At 53.1% G+C, this 18,868-nt stretch carries 14 protein-coding genes and 1 pseudogene; 2 read left to right on the forward strand and 13 right to left on the reverse strand.

Features of this window, described 5'->3' with window-relative positions; all coding sequences use genetic code 11:
• Positions 1–160: 160 nt before the first annotated feature.
• Positions 161–826, forward strand: a complete 666-nt coding sequence (gene yieH / locus WFN75_RS18930) for a 6-phosphogluconate phosphatase (RefSeq protein ID WP_046886358.1) — start codon at positions 161–163, stop codon at positions 824–826.
• Positions 827–867: 41 nt separating this feature from the next.
• Here yieH and WFN75_RS18935 read toward each other — a convergent pair whose 3' ends face one another.
• From WFN75_RS18935 to glmU, 11 genes and pseudogenes are all read right to left on the reverse strand, one after another.
• A complete protein-coding gene (locus tag WFN75_RS18935) occupies positions 868–1,590 on the reverse strand; it encodes a glucosamine-6-phosphate deaminase (protein ID WP_336996669.1) in 723 nt (240 codons plus the stop codon).
• A 21-nt stretch (positions 1,591–1,611) separates the two neighbouring features.
• Positions 1,612–2,781 carry an alpha/beta hydrolase gene (locus WFN75_RS18940; protein WP_040077720.1) on the reverse strand — a complete coding sequence of 390 codons (1,170 nt, stop codon included), beginning with the start codon at positions 2,779–2,781 and terminating at the stop codon, positions 1,612–1,614.
• Between the two features lie 26 nt (positions 2,782–2,807).
• The gene (locus WFN75_RS18945) at positions 2,808–4,331 is read right to left on the reverse strand and encodes a carbohydrate porin (protein ID WP_336996670.1); all 1,524 of its coding nucleotides are present in this window, start codon (positions 4,329–4,331) and stop codon (positions 2,808–2,810) included.
• A gap of 41 nt (positions 4,332–4,372) precedes the next feature.
• Positions 4,373–5,716 (reverse strand): annotated as a pseudogene (locus WFN75_RS18950) (PTS transporter subunit EIIC); the annotation flags it as partial.
• A gap of 327 nt (positions 5,717–6,043) precedes the next feature.
• Positions 6,044–6,769, reverse strand: coding sequence for a phosphate signaling complex protein PhoU (phoU, locus tag WFN75_RS18955; protein WP_040077717.1), 726 nt, complete (start codon positions 6,767–6,769; stop codon positions 6,044–6,046).
• Positions 6,770–6,782: 13 nt separating this feature from the next.
• The gene (gene pstB / locus WFN75_RS18960; protein ID WP_040077716.1) at positions 6,783–7,556 is read right to left on the reverse strand and encodes a phosphate ABC transporter ATP-binding protein PstB; all 774 of its coding nucleotides are present in this window, start codon (positions 7,554–7,556) and stop codon (positions 6,783–6,785) included.
• 47 nt (positions 7,557–7,603) lie between these two features.
• The gene (gene pstA, locus WFN75_RS18965) at positions 7,604–8,494 is read right to left on the reverse strand and encodes a phosphate ABC transporter permease PstA (RefSeq protein ID WP_040077715.1); all 891 of its coding nucleotides are present in this window, start codon (positions 8,492–8,494) and stop codon (positions 7,604–7,606) included.
• Positions 8,494–9,453: a phosphate ABC transporter permease PstC gene (gene pstC / locus WFN75_RS18970; protein ID WP_040077714.1), complete on the reverse strand. Its 960-nt coding sequence runs from the start codon at positions 9,451–9,453 to the stop codon at positions 8,494–8,496. Before pstC ends, pstA begins: the two co-directional genes overlap by 1 nt.
• Positions 9,454–9,532: 79 nt before the next feature.
• Entirely contained in the window at positions 9,533–10,573 is a 1,041-nt protein-coding gene (pstS, locus tag WFN75_RS18975) for a phosphate ABC transporter substrate-binding protein PstS (RefSeq protein ID WP_040077712.1), read from the reverse strand.
• A 299-nt stretch (positions 10,574–10,872) separates the two neighbouring features.
• Positions 10,873–12,702: a glutamine--fructose-6-phosphate transaminase (isomerizing) gene (gene glmS, locus WFN75_RS18980; protein WP_286776536.1), complete on the reverse strand. Its 1,830-nt coding sequence runs from the start codon at positions 12,700–12,702 to the stop codon at positions 10,873–10,875.
• Positions 12,703–12,907: 205 nt separating this feature from the next.
• Complete coding sequence (gene glmU / locus WFN75_RS18985; RefSeq protein ID WP_046886363.1) at positions 12,908–14,278, reverse strand: bifunctional UDP-N-acetylglucosamine diphosphorylase/glucosamine-1-phosphate N-acetyltransferase GlmU; 1,371 nt, start codon at positions 14,276–14,278, stop codon at positions 12,908–12,910.
• Between the two features lie 345 nt (positions 14,279–14,623).
• Here glmU and WFN75_RS18990 point away from each other — a divergent pair, with 345 nt between their 5' ends.
• Positions 14,624–16,723 (forward strand): right-handed parallel beta-helix repeat-containing protein, encoded by a 2,100-nt coding sequence (locus WFN75_RS18990; protein ID WP_336996671.1) that lies wholly within the window; start codon positions 14,624–14,626, stop codon positions 16,721–16,723.
• Between the two features lie 302 nt (positions 16,724–17,025).
• Here the strand turns inward: WFN75_RS18990 and WFN75_RS18995 are convergent, their stop codons facing one another.
• The gene (locus WFN75_RS18995; protein WP_040077708.1) at positions 17,026–17,445 is read right to left on the reverse strand and encodes a F0F1 ATP synthase subunit epsilon; all 420 of its coding nucleotides are present in this window, start codon (positions 17,443–17,445) and stop codon (positions 17,026–17,028) included.
• A gap of 20 nt (positions 17,446–17,465) precedes the next feature.
• Entirely contained in the window at positions 17,466–18,848 is a 1,383-nt protein-coding gene (gene atpD, locus WFN75_RS19000) for a F0F1 ATP synthase subunit beta (RefSeq protein ID WP_040077707.1), read from the reverse strand.
• Positions 18,849–18,868: the final 20 nt, after the last annotated feature.

An 18,868-nucleotide genomic window follows, 5' to 3' on the forward strand; every position in this document is an offset into this window, starting at 1 on the left:
TTCCGAACAGGGAGGGAAAATCCGTCGCTATCCTATACCAAAATGCGACAATAGGGGTGTTTGTGGCGTACTTTTTTTCATTGATTTTGCTTATACGGCAACGATTGCGTGCCACAAACAATCAGTACGTAAACGTTAAACCTGTTAAAAAGGGAAAGGCATGTCTCAGATTGAAGCGGTATTTTTCGACTGCGACGGTACGCTGGTCGACAGTGAGGTCATTTGCGCCCGTGCGTATGTCGCCATGTTCCAGGAGTTTGGCATTACGCTCGATCTCGACGAGATTTTTAAACGCTTTAAAGGCGTTAAGCTCTACGAAATTATCGACATTATTAATACTGAGCACGGCGTTGATCTGGCGAAAGCCGATCTCGAACCGGTTTACCGCGCCGAGGTCGCACGCCTTTTCGATGCGGAACTTGAGGTGATCGCAGGCGCAAACGCCTTGCTGGAGGCGATGACCGTGCCAATGTGCGTGGTTTCTAACGGCCCGGTCAGCAAAATGCAGCATTCACTCGGTAAGCTAGAGATGCTGCACCACTTCCCGGAAAAACTGTTCAGCGGTTACGATATTCAGCGCTGGAAGCCCGATCCGGCCCTGATGTTTCACGCGGCAAAAGCGATGAATGTGAACGTGGAAAACTGCATTCTGGTGGATGACTCCTCCGCGGGCGCGCAATCAGGGATTGATGCGGGGATGGAGGTGTTTTACTTCTGTGCCGACCCGCATAACAAGCCGATCCACCATCCTAAGGTGACCACCTTTACCGATCTGGCAGAATTGCCCGGCCTGTGGAAAGCGCGCGGCTGGCATATCACCCGTTAAGATCAGCTCCGCCGCAGGCCGCGGCGGAGCTTTAGCGTTGCTCAGGCGTTGGACGAGAGCGCCGCGGCGGCGGCATTATCTGCAATAACCGTCAGCGAGGCGTGAAGCTGCAACACCGATGCAGGCAGGCGCTCGCTCACTGGCCCTTCCAGCGCCCCTTTTAACGCCTGCGCCTTCGCTGCGCCATTGACGATAAGCAGTAGATTTCTCGCAGCCATAATGCTTTTTGGCCCCATCGTGACATAACAATCCGGTACCAGCGAAAAATCACCCCCCAGTTCGCCATGAGCCACCATCGCGACCATCTCCCCTTCAATCGCCACTTTGGTGGTCATCTCATGGAAGTGGGTCGTTCCGGGGAGGTTCCCGCAAAAATGGCCGTCAGCCCCCAGCCCCATCACCACCAGATCAAGCCCCCCCTCTGCGGCCAGAGTGGCGTCGTGCTGCTGATAGTTTTCAACCGTCAGCGGGTGGATGCGGGATTCCTCTATCTGCGCCGGGGTAAAAAAGAGACGACGCAGATTGGTGATTGTCACGCCATCGCCTGTTTTGCCGCGAAAAGGGATCTCGTCGAAGTTGTAAAAATGGCTATTTATCCCCTGCTTGCTCTTCATCATCGGGATTAACAGCTCATACATGCGTTTCGGGGTCTTCCCGGCGGTGATGGCCAGATTCACCCGGCCCGGTCTGGTCATATAGCTCAGGAGATGTTGCGCGGCTGCATGGCTCATCTGTTCGTAATCGTCGGTCAATATAAGTTTCATGTGATCATCCTGATCCAAAAGTTATTTGAATACTGTCTGCACGAATTGCGCATAGGCCGGGCGCCAGACATCCATTTCATGGTTAAGCCCCGGATACTCATGGTATTCAAAACGGATATTCCGCTTTTCCAGCTCGGCCTTCAGCCCGGCGATATCCTTCCCGGTCACGTCATCCTTGCTGCCCACCGCCAGGGTAAAATTATGTAGCTGTTGATTAATCGAGGTCGGGTCATCCAGGCGTGCGCTAACGCCTGCATCAGGCACCGTGGTGGTGGTCACGCCACTAAAAGATGCAAGCCAGCCGAAACTGTCGGGGTGGTTAAGGGCAGAGACGAGCGCCTGGTATCCTCCCTGGGAGAGCCCGGCGAGCGCGCGCCCTTCGGCATCGTTTCGTACATGAAAGCGCTTGCTGATTAATGGAATGATGTCGGTCATCAGCTCCTGGTCAGCGGCTTTAGCATTCAGGGGGTAGAACACTTTCCGCCGTTCAGCGGGCACAAAGGTTTCAGGAACGATGCCCTCTGCGTCCGTTTCCGTATCCGGTACCACCACCAGCATCGGTTTAATTGCTCCTTTCGCTAACAAATTGTCCATGATCTGCGCGATACGCCCCTGGTCGACCGCGGAACGCACCGTATCGCCAAACCCGTGATAAAAATAGAGCACCGGTAGCGGGTCACCCTGACCGCTATAGCCTGGCGGCGTCCAGACAAAGAGCTGCCGTTCTGATTTCAACGCATCCGAGTGGTAGGTCAGCGTTATCAGATCACCATGCGGTACCGGATTGGTATCCAGCATGCTACCAGGCACCAGCACCATGCTGGTGTTAACCTGGCGCTGCGGCTTGGTCATCGCCGTGCCGGTATCGATACTGCGCACGCCGTCAACGTTGAAAAAATACTCATACAAATTGGGCTCCATCACCGGCCCGCGCCAGCTCCATAAACCGGTACTGTCTTTGGTCATGGGGTGGATGCTCTCTGGCGTAGGTATGCCCACCACCACAGAGACGCTTTTTGCCTGTGGTGCAAAATAGCGAAAGGTAATGGAATTATCCGCATTCACCTGCGTAACAAACCGGTTCACGGGCTGCGCGGGATCCGGCATCGCAGGTAGCGGCATCGCATAAAGTTGCTGAGCGAAGCAAACTGAAAGCGTAATGATGGATAAAGCGGTCTTCATTTTGTTCATCAGTCTCATCCTTGTTAAGTAGCCTGTTACCACCAGATTTCAGCCTGCGCACCGAGCGCAAACTGGTCCTGTTTTTGGTCTTCGAAAGTGAAGTAATCTAAATCGGTCTCATCCGCTTTAATGTAGGTGCCGTAAAAACGGATTTCGGGACGGGAGGTCAACATGCTGGTGTTGACTTTAAAGGTGTGGAACAGCGTGGTTTTATAACCCGACTCGTAATAGTTCTTGCCGTTCAGATCGGTATTTTTCTGTCTGAAGTAACCGAGCTCTACGCCGGTCTGGTTGAAGTTATCCCAGATCCAGGCCGGACGGACAACGGCACGTATCGAATCAAAATCGCTGTGGGCACCCGTTTCATAGCTGTAGACATCGTTGCCGAAGGAGTAGACCAGCGCATTGGCGACAATCACCTTATCGCCGAGATACATCTCTCCCTGTGAGGCCAGACGGACAGCTGTCCCGTTAGTATGGTCACCATAGTAACGGCCATTATTCGTGGTGAACGGGCTGGAGCCCGCATAACGTGAAAAACTGCTGGCTATGGAGTTATTCGCAACCAGCAGCGAAAACTCATTAAAGCCGCCGTCAGAGAGTTTCTGCGTGAGGGTACTGCCCACCATCCAGGTGTCTTTCCAGCGGTAATAGCCATTATTATCCTGATTACTTTTCTCGCTGGCGCTCTGATTACCCGCCACATAGCGCCCGCTGAGCATCAGCGTGGCGTCTTCCCACAGAGGGAGCTCTTTATAGCGAAGGTCGACGGTATTGGTATTGATTTGCTGTTTGTTATTCAGATCGCGGTCGTAGTCATCCACATCTTCACGCACCAGCGCAATATCCACCTTGCCGGGGCCCACTTTCCAGTTTTCCAGCCCCACCCCTGCGGCAGCATCCGTACGCTGTGTTTTCCAGTCCAGCATCTGGATTTCGATTTTCGGTGCGCCATGTTTACCCACCCAGAAGTCGGCTTCCGGCGCAAATGGCAGGAAACCCTGCGTGGTGACGTACATGTCGGAGAACTGTAAATAGTTTTCGCCACCCGCATTGTCACCAAACCAGCCGGTGGAGTACTGCTGACTGACGTTGCCATCCAGCATAACGATCGCATCGACACGTTTGTTGCCCTCATACCAGACACGCTGTTTCAGCTGTAAATCAAACCAGCCGGTATATTCATTACCCAGTCGCCCGAGAGAGCCAATGGCCCAGGATTTGGGCGAGCCGTGAGACGCACTGCCCCAGCCGGAACGGAAATAGCCGTTATAGCTAAAGCCAATCTCATCTTTAACAAACTTACTGAAATCCTTCATGGTGATAGCAGATACATCTTTGCTCTCATTTTTCACCAGCACGGTGGCCGGCTTTTTCGCCGGTTTATCGGCGACCTGAACGGGGACGGCCTGATTTTTGTAATGCTGTAATTCGGCCTGCGTCTCCTTTAACGCTTTTTCAAGCATCTCCAGGCGTTGTTCGACCGTCAATGAGCCCGCCCAGCTCAAACCCGGCAGTATCATGACAAGCGCAGAGGCTATGATATTTCTCCTGAACATAATGAATTCCTTTTTCAAATGAATTAAGCGACGGCGGATGCCTTATCCGCGAAATAGCAAAAGAGCAAAGAGGCAATAAAAGCCGCGGCGAGAGCGAGGGCTGAACCCAACAAACAAGCCCAGACGCTATAATCCACCCCGCCGGGGGGAAGAATTTGCATAAAGGTGAAGATGCCTGGCATCCCAAAAGACCAGGCTTTGGTTTGCGCGAGCCCGACCAACAGCCCTCCGCAGGCGCCACTGACACAGGCGATATAAAAGGGATATTTGCGCGGTAAATTAACGCCATAAACGGCCGGTTCGGTGATACCAAAGAGCCCGGTGATTGCAGCCGATCCGGCAACCACTCTCTTTTGCGGGTCGCGTTCAAAGCAGAACATGGCCAGCGCAGCGCCAACCTGCGCAAGAATGGCTGGCACCAGCAAAGGCAGGAGCGAGTCATATCCCAGCACCGTGAAGTTATTAATGCATAACGGCACCAGCCCCCAGTGCAGGCCAAACATGACAAACACTTGCCATAATCCGCCCATAACGATGCCAGCAACCCCCGGAGCAAAGCCGTAGAGCGCCAAATAACCCTGTGCAATGCCGTTACTTATCCAGGTGGCGAGTGGCCCAATAACCAGAAAGGCCAGAGGGGTCGTCACCATCAGACAAAGAAGCGGCGTGACGAAATTTTTCATTGATGAAGGGAGCCACTTATTAAGGCGTTTCTCTACGACGCCACAAAACCAGGCTGAGAAGATTATGGGGATGACGGAAGCGCTATAATTGATAAACGTAACGGGTAAACCCATAAATTCATGTGGCGTAGCCGCCGCACTTCCCAGAGACTGAATGATGGTGGGATGTATTAATGCGCCACCAATGGCCATCGAGACAAAAGGATTACCGCCAAATTGTTTACCGGCCGTATAGCCCAGAATAACCGGGAAAAAGTAGAACAGGGCATCGCTGGCGCTGAACAGAATGCGATAAGTCCCGCTCTGCTCTGTTAACACATCAAAGACCACCCCGGCTGCCAGGGCCCCTTTCAGTATGCCGGTTGCCGCCATCACGCCTATTAACGGGGTAAAAATACTGGATACCGTATAAATAAAACGATTAATAAGGTTGCCCGTCGCCGTGTCCATACTGGCGGGTGCTTTCTCCCCGATAAGGGCATTGATAGCGTTATAAACATCATGGACATGATTGCCAATCACGACCTGAAACTGACCGGCGCTTTCAACGACCATGATGATACCCGGCGTATTTTTTAAGATCTCAGGCGTAGCTTTATCTCTCTCTTTTAATCTGAAACGCAGGCGGGTTGCACAATGAAGCAAGCTCAGAATATTTTCTTTGCCCCCTACGCCTGTGACAATTTTTTCGGCTAATTCCATTTGTTCATCCTTTAACCGCCGCCGGGAAATAAAAAAAACCTGAAAAAGGCACCTCTATGCAGAGAGGACCTCTTTCAGGTTTTGCCCGTACGTTGACGGTAACAATCCAGTTATCAATGTTTAAGGTATTAACTAAAAATAGCGTCTGATGACACAACTGCGCCGCTCTTTTTTATTCCAGAGCAAAAATAAAAACAATTCAGGGGAGGGTAAAATGTGACTAACGCCTAATTAATTCGCGCACCGGCAAAAAATAGATCAGGTGTTATTTATATGGGGAATGGATTCTATAAAAATATAACGCCAGCTTTGCTGGCGTTAATAATATTACTCTTTCGGATCTTTACCCGCCAGCATCTTATCCAGCTCATCTCCGCCTACGTGACGGAAGTCCTGCCCCTTCACGAAGTAGAAGATGTATTCACAGATGTTCTGACAACGGTCGCCGATACGCTCAATAGAGCGAGCACAGAACAGCGCGGTCAGAACGCTGGGAATGGTGCGGGAGTCTTCCATCATGTAGGTCATCAGCTGACGCACAATGCCCTCATACTCCTGGTCGACTTTCTTATCTTCGCGGTAGATACGTACTGCTTCGTCCAGATCCATACGTGCAAAGGCGTCCAGCACGTCGTGCAGCATCTGCACGGTGTGGCGGCCCAGCGACTCCAGGCTCACCAGCAGCGGCTGATGCTGCTGGGAGAACTTCTCCAGCGCGGTGCGGCAGATTTTATCCGCCACGTCGCCAATACGTTCCAGCTCGGCAATAGTTTTGATGATCGCCATCACCAGACGCAGGTCGCTCGCCGTTGGCTGACGCTTGGCAATAATGCGCACGCAGGCCTCGTCGATGGCCACTTCCATCATGTTGACGTTCTGATCGCCAGCAATAACGCGCTTCGCCAGCTCGCTGTCCTGGTTGTGCATCGCCGTGATGGCATCGGTCAGCTGCTGTTCCACCATACCGCCCATGGTCATCACCTGGGTGCGGATGCTTTCCAGCTCTGCGTTGAACTGGCCGGAAATATGTTTATTAAGATTGAGGTTGTCCATGGTTCACTCCAAATCAACCGTAGCGGCCAGTAATATAATCTTCAGTTTGTTTCTTCGCGGGGCGGGTGAACAGCGCGTCCGTATCGCTGAACTCAATCAACTCGCCCAGGTACATAAACGCCGTATGGTCGGAACAACGCGCAGCCTGCTGCATGTTGTGGGTCACGATCACCACGGTGTAATCCTGCTTCAGCTCGGTGATCAGCTCTTCAATACGCCCGGTTGAAATAGGGTCCAGCGCCGAGCACGGCTCGTCCAGCAGCAATACGTCCGGGCGAATAGCGATACCGCGGGCGATGCACAGACGCTGCTGCTGACCACCGGAGAGAGAGTACCCGCTCTGGTGCAACTTATCTTTGGTTTCGTTCCACAATGCGGCCTTGGTCAAGGCCCACTGAACACGCTCGTCCATATCGGCACGGGAGAGTTTCTCAAACAGGCGCACGCCAAAGGCGATGTTGTCATAAATCGACATCGGGAACGGGGTCGGCTTCTGGAATACCATGCCCACTTTTGCGCGCAGCAGGGCGATATCCTGGGCATGCGTCAGGATGTTTTCGCCGTCCAGGATGATTTCGCCTTCAGCGCGCTGCTCTGGGTAGAGCGAATACATCTTGTTAAAGGTACGCAGCAACGTGGATTTCCCACAGCCAGACGGACCGATGAATGCCGTAACCTGGTTCTTGGCGATATCCAGGTTGATATTCTTCAGTGCATGGAATTTGCCGTAGTAGAAGTTCAAATCACGAACCTGAATCTTACCCGGGGCAGTATCAACCATACTCATTGACTCTTTTCCTTATTCGGCGCCGCGGTGTGCCGCGCCGTAAAAAATTAACCGTGTTTCTTCTTCGCGAAAATGACGCGCGCCAGAATGTTCAGCAACAGTACGCAAAGCGTGATGATCAGCACCCCGGCCCAGGCCAGCTGCTGCCATTCTACGAATGGGCTCATCGCAAATTTAAAGATCGTCACCGGCAGGTTGGCGATCGGCTGCATCATGTCCGTGCTCCAGAACTGGTTGGAGAGAGACGTAAACAGCAGCGGGGCGGTTTCACCGGCGATACGGGCAACGGCCAGCAGGATACCGGTCATGATCCCGGAGACAGACGCTTTCAACGTAATCGCGGAGATCATTTTCCACTTTGGCGTTCCCAGCGCGTAAGCCGCTTCACGCAGGCTGTCCGGCACCAGTTTCAACATGTTCTCGGTGGTTCGAATGACGATAGGCACCTGCAGCAGCGCCAGCGCAATCACGCCAGCCCAGCCGGAGAAGTGCTCCATCTGTGCCACCACTACGGTATAAACAAACAGACCGACGACGATAGAGGGCGCAGACAGCAGGATGTCATTGATGAAGCGAATGACTTCAGCCAGCCAGGATTTACGGCCGTACTCCGCCAGATAAATCCCCGCCATGATGCCCAGCGGCGTACCAAAGACCGTCGCCCAGAGGATCAGCAGGCCACTGCCCGCCAGGGCGTTTGCCAGCCCACCGCCCGCCGTGTTTGGTGGCGGGGTCATCTCGGTGAACAGCGCCAGCGACATTCCATCGATACCGCGTACCACGGTGGAGAAAAGAATCCAGACCAGCCAGAACAGACCGAATGCCATCGTCCCCATGGAGAGCGTCAGCGCAATGCGGTTCTTCGTGCGGCGTCTGGCCTGCATTTTGCGGCGGGATTCCGCCAGCTCAGCGGTGTTTTGCATTTCGAGAGTCGCCATTAGCGTGCCCCCTCATTTTTAGCGAGACGCATAATCATCAGCTTAGAAATCGCCAGAACAATGAAGGTGATAACAAACAGAATCAGACCCAGTTCCATCAGCGCCGCAACGTGCAGCCCCGATTCCGCTTCGGCGAATTCGTTCGCCAGCGCAGAAGTAATGCTGTTACCCGGCATATAAAGTGAGACGCTATCGAGCTGGTAGGTGTTACCAATGATAAAGGTCACCGCCATGGTTTCGCCCAGCGCACGCCCCAGGCCCAACATGATGCCCCCGATCACCCCATTTTTGGTGAACGGAAGAACGATGCGCCAGATAACTTCCCAGGTGGTACAGCCGATCCCGTAGGCCGACTCTTTCATCATCACCGGGGTTTGTTCGAAGACATCGCGCATAACCGCCGCAATGTACGGAATAATCATGATGGCGAGGATCACGCCTGCAGCCAAAATACCGATACCGAACGCCGGGCCTGAGAACAGCGCGCCTACAAACGGAATGGCAGAGAGCACATTCCCTACCGGCTCCTGGAAGTATGTGGCGAACAGCGGCGCAAAGATAAACAGGCCCCACATGCCGTATACGATACTCGGAATGGCCGCCAGCAGTTCAATGGCGATACCAAGCGGACGTCGCAGCCAGCCAGGTGCCAGCTCCGTCAGGAACAGGGCGATACCAAAACTCACCGGAACTGCAATCAGCAGGGCAATGAGCGAGGTCACCAGGGTACCGTAAATGGGTACCAGCGCACCAAAGACTTCGTTTGGCGCATCCCACTCTTTGGTCCACAGGAAGGAGAAACCGAATTTCTGAATACTCGGCCAGGAGGAGAAAATCAGAGACACGATAATGCCGCCCAGCAGCAATAGCACAATCAGCGCAGCCAGTTTTACTAGCGCGCTGAAGATCATGTCGCCTTTTTTTCCCGGAGGATTAAAAGCAGGCTTGGTTGCAGCCATAAATTACTCTTCTGTTAACGTCGTTTCACGAAAGATGGCGGGCGCTTGCGCCCCCGCCATCTTCGTCAAAAATATCCTGTTAGTACAGCGCTTTACCGCTGCTATCTTTCACGTTAGTTTTCCATGCAGCACGAATCTGCTCAACTACGCTGTCCGGCAGGCTGGCGTAATCAAGGTCATTAGCCTGTTTGCCGCCGTTTTTGTATGCCCAGTCGAAGAACTTCAGCACTTCTGTGCCTTGTTCAGGTTTCTTCTGATCTTTATGAACCAGAATGAAGGTCGTGGAGGTGATTGGCCAGGCTTCGTCACCTTTCTGGTTTGTCAGATCCTGTGCGAAGGATTTGCTCCAGTCAGCGCCTTTTGCTGCGTTAGCAAAGGTCTCTTCGGTCGGGCTCACCGGTTTGCCGTCAGCAGAAACCAGCTTGGTGTAAGCCAGGTTGTTCTGCTTCGCGTACGCGTACTCTACGTAGCCGATTGAGCCTGGCAGACGCTGTACGAACGCGGCGATACCGTCGTTACCTTTACCGCCCAGACCGGTCGGCCAGTTCACGGTAGAGCCAGAACCTACTTTGGATTTCCACTCTTCGTTCACTTTCGCCAGGTAGCTGGTGAAGACGAAGGAGGTACCGGAACCGTCAGCACGACGAACCACAGCGATGTTCTGCGAAGGCAGTTTCACGCCCGGGTTCAGTTTAGTGATGGCTTCGTCATCCCATTTTTTGATTTTGCCGAGGTAGATATCACCCAGCGTTTTACCATCCAGCACCAGCTCGCCAGACTTCAGGCCCGGGATATTCACGGCCAGCACAACACCGCCGATAACGGTCGGGAACTGGAACAGACCTTCCTGGTTCAGTTTCTCATCAGACAGCGGAGCGTCTGATGCGCCGAAATCAACGGTATTCGCGGTAATTTGTTTAACGCCACCGGAGGAGCCGATACCCTGGTAGTTCACCTTATTACCAGTCTCTTTCTGGTAAGTATCAGCCCATTTGGCATACACCGGCGCAGGGAAGGTTGCACCAGCACCAGTCAGGCTTGCCTCTGCGAACACAGAGAACGCGCTCATCGATAAGGTCGCGGCGACAACAGTTGCGACAGTGGTACGCATAACTTTCATAATGTCTCCTGCAAGATTTTGGTAAATCGTTGTTTAGTGGCTACGAGGAGCAAAATAGGACAAACAGGTGACAGATAAATGTCCGAATTATGACAGTTTTATTACAGTGAAAATTTCACTTTAATCTAAAACAGATAACTCTTTATTATCAGTAATTTGATGGGTTTTTTGACAGTAAGATTGCAGAAAAATTTTCTTTCTATGACACTCAAAAAATAGCTGAAGATGACAGGTTGTCATCATCACAAGAAGAAAAAAACGGGGAGAAAAGCTCCACCCAAAGGTGGAGCCTGGAGGTATTACTCGACAGTAACCGACTTCGCCAGGTTACGTGGCTGGTCAACGTCGGTGCCTTTAATCAGCGCGACGTGATAAGACAGAAGCTGCAGCGGCACGGTGTAGAAGATAGGTGCAATGACCTCTTCCACATGCGGCATCTCAATGATGTGCATGTTGTCGTTACTCACAAAACCGGCATCCTGATCGGCGAAGACATACAGCTGGCCACCACGGGCGCGCACTTCTTCGATGTTGGACTTCAGTTTTTCCAGCAGTTCATTGTTAGGTGCGACAACGATAACCGGCATATCAGCATCAATCAGCGCCAGCGGACCGTGTTTCAGCTCGCCTGCTGCGTAGGCTTCTGCATGGATGTAGGAGATCTCTTTCAGCTTCAATGCACCTTCCAGCGCAATGGGATACTGATCGCCACGCCCCAGGAACAGTGCGTGATGTTTGTCGGAGAAATCTTCAGCCAGCGCTTCGATACGCTTATCCTGCGACAGCATCTGCTCGATACGGCTCGGCAACGCCTGCAGACCGTGAACGATGTCGTGCTCAACAGAAGCATCCTGGCCTTTCAGACGCGCCAGTTTCGCCACTAGCATCAGCAGAACGGTCAGTTGGGTGGTAAAGGCCTTGGTAGAGGCCACGCCGATTTCGGTGCCCGCTTTGGTCATCAGCGCCAGATCGGATTCACGCACCAGGGACGAGCCCGGAACGTTGCAGATTGCCAGCGAACCGAGATAGCCCAGCTCTTTCGACAGGCGCAGCGCCGCGAGTGTATCGGCGGTCTCACCGGACTGAGACAGGGTGATCATCAGGCTGTTTTTGCGTACGGCCGATTTGCGATAGCGGAATTCGGAAGCGATCTCCACATCACAAGGCACACCGGCCAGCGATTCGAACCAGTAGCGAGAAACCATACCGGAGTTGTAAGAGGTCCCGCAGGCCACGATCTGGATATGCTCAACTTTCGCCAGCATCTCATTGGCATTGGCCCCCAGTTCGCTCAGATCCACTTCACCGTGGCTGATACGCCCGGTCAAAGTGTTTTTGATGGCGTTTGGCTGCTCGTAGATCTCTTTCTGCATGTAGTGACGATACGCGCCCTTGTCGCCCGCGTCATACTGCAGGTTAGATTCGATCTCAGCGCGTTTAACCTGTACGCCTTTGGTGTCGAATACGGTCACACTACGGCGTGTCACTTCCGCGATGTCACCCTCTTCGAGGAAGATAAAGCGACGGGTCACCGGCAACAGGGCCAGCTGGTCGGAAGCAATGAAGTTTTCACCCATGCCCAGGCCGATAACCATCGGGCTGCCGGAGCGAGCCGCCAGCAGCGTGGACGGATCGCGGGAATCCATGATCACCGTGCCGTAAGCGCCACGCAGTTGAGGAATAGCGCGCAGTACCGCTTCACGCAGCGTACCGCCCTGTGCCAGTTCCCAATGTACCAGGTGGGCAATGACTTCGGTGTCAGTTTCAGAGACGAAGGTATAACCGCGCGCTTTCAGCTCTTCACGCAGCGGTTCGTGGTTTTCTATGATGCCGTTATGCACCACCACGATATGTTCAGAGACATGCGGGTGCGCATTGCCTTCAGAGGGCTCGCCGTGGGTCGCCCAACGGGTGTGAGCAATACCTGTGCCGCCATGCAGCGGATGTTCTTCCGCGGCCTGTGCCAGCATTTGTACTTTACCGAGGCGGCGCAGACGGGTCATGTGACCTTCTGCATCGACCACTGCCAGACCGGCAGAGTCGTAACCACGGTATTCCAGACGACGTAATCCTTCGAGAAGGATTTCAGCAATATCACGCTGCGCGACTGCGCCAACAATTCCACACATAGTTAAATTTCCTGATTATGGCGTTATGCCATGCGTTGTCGCTGACCTGTTGTTGCCCGTTTTACGGGCGCCCCGAGCCTTGTAGAGAGTGGGGTTATTGTTATAGGTACTGCTATTGGGGGGGATATATATTTATCTCCTCACCCGACACACCGCATCGAATCATCCCTCTCCCCTGAGGAGAGAGGGTTAAAATGCGGAGTAATTACTTTTTCTTCACCGGGCGTTTCCAGCCCTTTTTGTGCACCTGTGGCACGCGGCTTAATACCAGTTCGTCATCCGCTACATCGCGGGTTACCGTGGTACCGGCGGCAATGGTCACGCCTTTGCCAATGGTCACCGGCGCGACCAGCTGTGAATCCGAGCCTACAAATACATCGTCGCCGATGATGGTTTTGAATTTATTGGCGCCATCATAGTTACAGGTGATGGTACCCGCGCCGATATTGACGTTATCGCCAATTTCCGCATCGCCCAGATAGGTCAAATGGCCCGCCTTGGAGCCTTTGCCCAGGCGCGCCTTTTTCATTTCAACGAAGTTACCCACGTGGGCGCCTTCCAGCAGCTCCGCACCAGGGCGCAGACGTGCAAACGGCCCGATGGTGCAGGCAGCGGCCAGGTTGGCATCTTCCACCACGCTGTACGGGCTGATTTCACAGTCGTCGCCGATCACGCTGTTTTTGATCACGCAGCCTGCGCCAATTTTAACGCGATGGCCGAGAGTGACCTTCCCTTCCAGAATAACGTTAGTATCAATTTCAACGTCGCGCCCGTGGTTCAGTTCACCGCGCAGATCGAAACGCGAAGGGTCGCGCAGCATAACGCCTGCGAGCAGCAGCTTTTCAGCCTGCTCAGCCTGATAAACGCGTTCCAGGCGGGAGAGTTGCAGGCGGTTGTTCACGCCCTCCACTTCACTTAAGCGATCCGGGTGGACGGCGGCGATTTCGCGGCCTTCCTGATGCGCCAGCGCAATGATATCGGTGATGTAGAACTCACCCTGGGCGTTATTATTGTTCAGCTTCGATAGCCAGCGCTTCATATCCGCGCCGTTGGCAATCAGGATACCGGTATTGATTTCCTGAATTTTACGCTGCGCTTCTGTGGCATCTTTATGTTCAACAATACCGGTGACAGTGCCGTTTTCGCGGGTGATGCGGCCGTAGCCGGTTGGATCATCAAGCTTAACGGTAAGGAGGCCAATGCCGCCCTGCGGTTTAGCATCACGCAGGCGGGTAAGCGTCTCAACGGAAATCAGCGGCACGTCGCCGTAAAGCATCAGAATATCTTCGTCGTCAGCAAAGAACGGCGCAGCCTGCTGCATCGCATGGCCGGTTCCCAGTTGCTCAGCCTGCAGCACCCAGTTCAGTTTGTCGTCACTGAGGGTCTGTTTCAGCATATCGGCGCCGTGACCGTAAACAAGATGAACCTGGTCGGCACCCATTTCGTTAGCGGCATCAATGACATGCTGCACCATCGCTTTCCCTGCAAGGGTATGCAGCACCTTCGGAAGATCGGAATACATGCGGGTGCCTTTACCAGCGGCAAGGATGACCACGCTCATCGCATTGTTCAACATACACGTCCTGACTGTAATTTGAGTGAGAAGTAAAACCCTTTGACGTTGAAAATTCTACATATTTTGCGCCAAAAAATGGAGCGGCGGTAAAACGCACAACATCAGTCAATACGGGCTATTTGAAGATACTTTTCAGGGCAGAGTAAATCACTTTTCGTCCGGAAAATAGCGTCATTGCTGGAACTCTCTTGTTCACACAACAGGTTAGCTATTTTTTCGCCGCAAAAATAAAGATCGGTCAAAAACAAAACATCGTTTTAATTATCCAATAATGTGACAAAGAAAAAAGAAACGGTGTTTCATCCTGATGATAATGGCGCTCAATTATCACTCAGGAGAATAAAAATGAATTATAAATTACCTCTGGCCTTAATGATCTGCAGCGCCTGTGCTGTTAACGCGGCGGAGCAGCCGCAGGTCTGGCGAGCAATTGCGTTCGGCCAGTCCACAGACGTCAATTTCTCCTCGAATGTTTTGCCGGAAAAGGTGGGCGTTAATGATGTCACTATCGATGGTAAAATTCTCGAGCCGGAGGATGCTGCTGATCTGTCTAAACCCGTTGTGATTGAGAGCCGGGGCGGCAAAATTGCCAATTCCCATGATGGACTCACCTTTTTCTACACTGAGCTTCCCAGCAGCGAAAACTTTACTCTGCAGGCAACGGTGAGAGTTGATCAGTTTGGGCCGGAGAATGGCGCAAAACCCGCCGCGCAGGAGGGTGCTGGCCTGCTGGTGCGTGATGTTATTGGTGTGCCCCGCCAGCAACCGCTGAAAGAGGGCTATGAAGAATTTCCGGCCGCCTCGAACCTGGTCATGAATGCCATTATGACGCAGGATAAAAAAGATCATCATCGGATAAAGCTTCAGGCAATCACCCGCGAGGGGATCTCGCAGCCCTGGGGAAATGCCGGTGCGGCCATTGTGAAACAGAGCTATAAAGAGGAGGTCGATCTCAACCAGACGCCAGAGTTTCGCCTGAAGCTACAACGTACTAACGACGGCTTTATCACCGCCTGGTCACCTGTCGGTAGCGACGAATGGGTGAGTAAAAGTGTTCCGCGCGCAGACCTGATCTCGGTACAGAATCAGGACCACTATTACGTCGGCTTTTTTGCCTCGCGTAATGCCAAAATTACCGTATCCAATGCCTCGCTGACCACTTCCGCTGCGCATAGCGTCGCCAGTAAGCCCTGGCAGGCCAAAGCGCAACCGGTAGTCGTGCAGATCCATTCGGCCAGCAAAAGCGCACAAGAGCACTATCAGGTGCAGGCCCGAGCCAACTATGACGGTGCTTTTACCCTGCGCCAGAACGAAGTGGTGATCGGTAACGAAAAACCGGTTAAAGCCGGAGAGATGTACTCCGCGCCAGCGACTCTAAAAGAGAGTAACCTATTCAGCCTCACCTTCACCCCCACCCGCGGCGAAGCCGTAGAGCAGCGCTTCTCCGTTGAGAAGGTCACCGGCATCAAGGCTTCACATCTCTATGTCGCACCGGAGGGCAAAGCTGACGGGAAAGGGACGCTTGCCTCGCCAATGGATTTCGCCACCGCCATAAGCCTGCTCGCCCCTGGCGGCAAGATTACGCTTGCCGCGGGTGACTACCCCCGTAGTGAAATTCCACTCTCCGCCAGCGGCAGCGCTGAGCAGGTGAAGACGCTCGAGGCGGAGGGTAAAGCCGTTCTGCACGGGCTGCTGCTGGACGCCAGCTACTGGCATATCAAAGGGATTGATGTTACCGCTAAAAGCCTGCGCATACAGGGTAGCTACAACCTGATTGAAGGGGTCACGGCATACCGTAACGACGACACCGGCATTCAAATCTCTTCCCCGGAAAAGATTGGCCGTCCGCTTTGGGCCAGCTATAACCGGGTCGTCAACGCGGAATCTTTTGCCAATGAAGATCCGGGCAAAATCAATGCTGATGGCTTTGCCGTGAAAATGCGGGTCGGAGAGGGGAACCGCCTGGAAAACTGCTATTCCCACGACAATATCGACGACGGCTTTGACCTGTTTAATAAAATCGAAGACGGGGCTAATGGCGTTGTGGTGATCGAGAATTCAATTGCCCGCAATAACACCAGCAATGGCTTTAAGCTCGGCGGGGAAGGGCAGCCGGTGGCACACGAGATTCGTAACAGTAAAGCGGAAGGGAATCATCTGGATGGATTTACCGATAACTTCAACCCGGGCCAGTTAGTGGTGGAGAATAACCTGGCCGTTGATAACCACCGATTCAACTTTATCTTCCGCCCCAGTCCTTACGGCGATGCGTCAACACAGGGAGTATTCAAAGGTAACAAGTCAGTGCGCACACAGCCGGGGCAGTATGACGATGCAGTGGTGGGTAATATCGATGAGACGAACTATTTTATTGAAAAAGGAAAAAGCGTGAACAGCGTGGGTGAGGCGCTGCCAGATGGCGCATCGCTTATCACACAACGGTAAGCGCAGCGCCACTCGGCATTCAGCAGATTAGTGGTTGAACGTACCGAAAGAGACGTTCATGTTGCTGAAGAGAGCGATGATTTTGTTGATCAGTTTCATGATGGTATCCTGATTTATTGAGGTTTATTTTGTGACACACTTCACAAAAAAGGAGTCTACGCCTCATTTTTTAACCGATCAACATTTTTGTGATGTAAATCACAAAATAATAAAACGACATTTCAGTTTCATTTTTACCGAAACGAAACCATAAAAAAAGCCAGCCTGGATACCAGACTGGCTTTTCACTTTTCAAGCCGGTGTTACATCGCTTTTTTGGTCAACTCGATAACACGCAGTTTCGCGATCGCTTTGGCCAGCTCCGCTGATGCCTGTGCGTAATCCACGTCACCATGAGAGCTCTTAATGTGCTCTTCCGCTTTACGTTTCGATTCCAGAGCTCGCGCTTCGTCGAGATCCTGGCCACGAATAGCGGTATCAGCCAGAACGGTCACGCTACCAGGCTGCACTTCAAGAATGCCGCCGGACAGATAGATAAACTCTTCATGACCGAACTGTTTAACGATGCGGATCATACCAGGCTTAATGGCGGTGAGCAGCGGTGCGTGACCCGGGAAAATACCCAGTTCACCTTCACTGCCCGTTACCTGGATTTTCTCGACCAGACCAGAGAACATTTGTTGCTCTGCGCTGACGACGTCCAGGTGGTAAGTCATTGCCATATCACCCTCCGATTAAGGCGTTAAAGTTTTTTGGCTTTTTCCACGGCTTCGTCGATGGAACCAACCATGTAGAACGCCTGCTCCGGCAGGTGATCGTATTCGCCTTCCATGATGCCTTTAAAGCCACGGATGGTATCTTTCAGCGGAACGTATTTACCCGGAGAACCGGTGAATACTTCTGCTACGAAGAACGGCTGGGACAGGAAGCGCTGGATCTTACGCGCACGTGCTACCACCAGTTTGTCTTCTTCAGACAGTTCATCCATACCGAGGATGGCGATGATGTCTTTCAGTTCCTGGTAACGCTGCAGCAGGGACTGTACGCCACGCGCGGTGTCGTAGTGTTCCTGGCCAACAACCAGTGGATCCAATTGACGGCTGGTGGAGTCCAGCGGGTCAACGGCCGGGTAGATACCCAGAGACGCGATCTGACGGCTCAGTACCACGGTTGCATCTAAGTGCGCAAAGGTGGTGGCTGGGGATGGGTCAGTCAAGTCATCCGCTGGTACGTATACCGCCTGAACGGAGGTGATAGAACCGGTTTTGGTAGAGGTGATACGTTCCTGCAGAACACCCATCTCTTCCGCCAGGGTTGGCTGGTAGCCTACCGCTGATGGCATACGACCCAGCAGTGCAGATACTTCAGTACCGGCGAGGGTGTAACGGTAGATGTTGTCTACGAACAGCAGAACGTCACGACCTTCGTCACGGAACTTCTCAGCCATGGTCAGGCCGGTCAGCGCAACGCGCAGACGGTTTCCTGGTGGCTCGTTCATCTGGCCATAAACCAGGGATACTTTGTCCAGAACGTTGGAGTCGGTCATTTCGTGGTAGAAGTCGTTACCCTCACGAGTACGCTCACCTACACCCGCAAACACGGAGTAACCGGAGTGTTCGATCGCGATGTTACGGATCAGCTCCATCATGTTTACGGTTTTACCTACACCCGCACCACCGAACAGACCAACTTTACCGCCCTTCGCAAACGGACACATCAGGTCGATAACTTTGATACCGGTTTCCAGCAGTTCCTGAGAGCTGGACAGCTCTTCGTAGGAAGGTGCTGCGCGGTGGATAGCCCAACGCTCTTCTTCACCGATGTCGCCTTTCATGTCGATTGGTTGACCCAATACGTTCATGATACGACCCAGTGTAGCTTTACCTACCGGGACTTCGATCGGGTGCTCAAGGTCTTTCACTTCCAGACCACGACGCAGACCGTCAGAAGAACCCATGGCGATGGTACGTACGATACCGCCGCCGAGCTGCTGCTGAACTTCCAGCACCAGGCTCTCGTTACCATTCTGAACCTCAAGAGCATCGTACACGCGCGGTACGGCATCCTGAGGGAATTCGACGTCAACTACGGCGCCGATTACCTGGACAATTTTTCCAGTAGCCATCTTGAATCCTCTACGAATTA

Origin of the sequence: Leclercia sp. UBA7405 (assembly GCF_037152215.1) — a bacterium.
GTDB lineage: Bacteria > Pseudomonadota > Gammaproteobacteria > Enterobacterales > Enterobacteriaceae > Enterobacter > Enterobacter pneumoniae.

Bases quoted from the DNA above. Each gene is read 5' to 3' on its own strand.
- pstB (WP_040077716.1), bottom strand. From the start codon at position 7,556: ATGAGTATGGTTGATACTGCCCCGGGTAAGATTCAGGTTCGTGATTTG.
- pstC (WP_040077714.1), bottom strand. From the start codon at position 9,453: ATGGCTGCAACCAAGCCTGCTTTTAATCCTCCGGGAAAAAAAGGCGAC.
- glmS (WP_286776536.1), bottom strand. From the start codon at position 12,702: ATGTGTGGAATTGTTGGCGCAGTCGCGCAGCGTGATATTGCTGAAATC.
- phoU (WP_040077717.1), bottom strand. From the start codon at position 6,769: ATGGACAACCTCAATCTTAATAAACATATTTCCGGCCAGTTCAACGCA.
- pstS (WP_040077712.1), bottom strand. From the start codon at position 10,573: ATGAAAGTTATGCGTACCACTGTCGCAACTGTTGTCGCCGCGACCTTA.
- WFN75_RS18945 (WP_336996670.1), bottom strand. From the start codon at position 4,331: ATGTTCAGGAGAAATATCATAGCCTCTGCGCTTGTCATGATACTGCCG.
- WFN75_RS18995 (WP_040077708.1), bottom strand. From the start codon at position 17,445: ATGGCAATGACTTACCACCTGGACGTCGTCAGCGCAGAGCAACAAATG.
- pstA (WP_040077715.1), bottom strand. From the start codon at position 8,494: ATGGCGACTCTCGAAATGCAAAACACCGCTGAGCTGGCGGAATCCCGC.
- yieH (WP_046886358.1), top strand. From the start codon at position 161: ATGTCTCAGATTGAAGCGGTATTTTTCGACTGCGACGGTACGCTGGTC.
- WFN75_RS18940 (WP_040077720.1), bottom strand. From the start codon at position 2,781: ATGAACAAAATGAAGACCGCTTTATCCATCATTACGCTTTCAGTTTGC.
- WFN75_RS18935 (WP_336996669.1), bottom strand. From the start codon at position 1,590: ATGAAACTTATATTGACCGACGATTACGAACAGATGAGCCATGCAGCC.
- atpD (WP_040077707.1), bottom strand. From the start codon at position 18,848: ATGGCTACTGGAAAAATTGTCCAGGTAATCGGCGCCGTAGTTGACGTC.
- WFN75_RS18990 (WP_336996671.1), top strand. From the start codon at position 14,624: ATGAATTATAAATTACCTCTGGCCTTAATGATCTGCAGCGCCTGTGCT.
- glmU (WP_046886363.1), bottom strand. From the start codon at position 14,278: ATGTTGAACAATGCGATGAGCGTGGTCATCCTTGCCGCTGGTAAAGGC.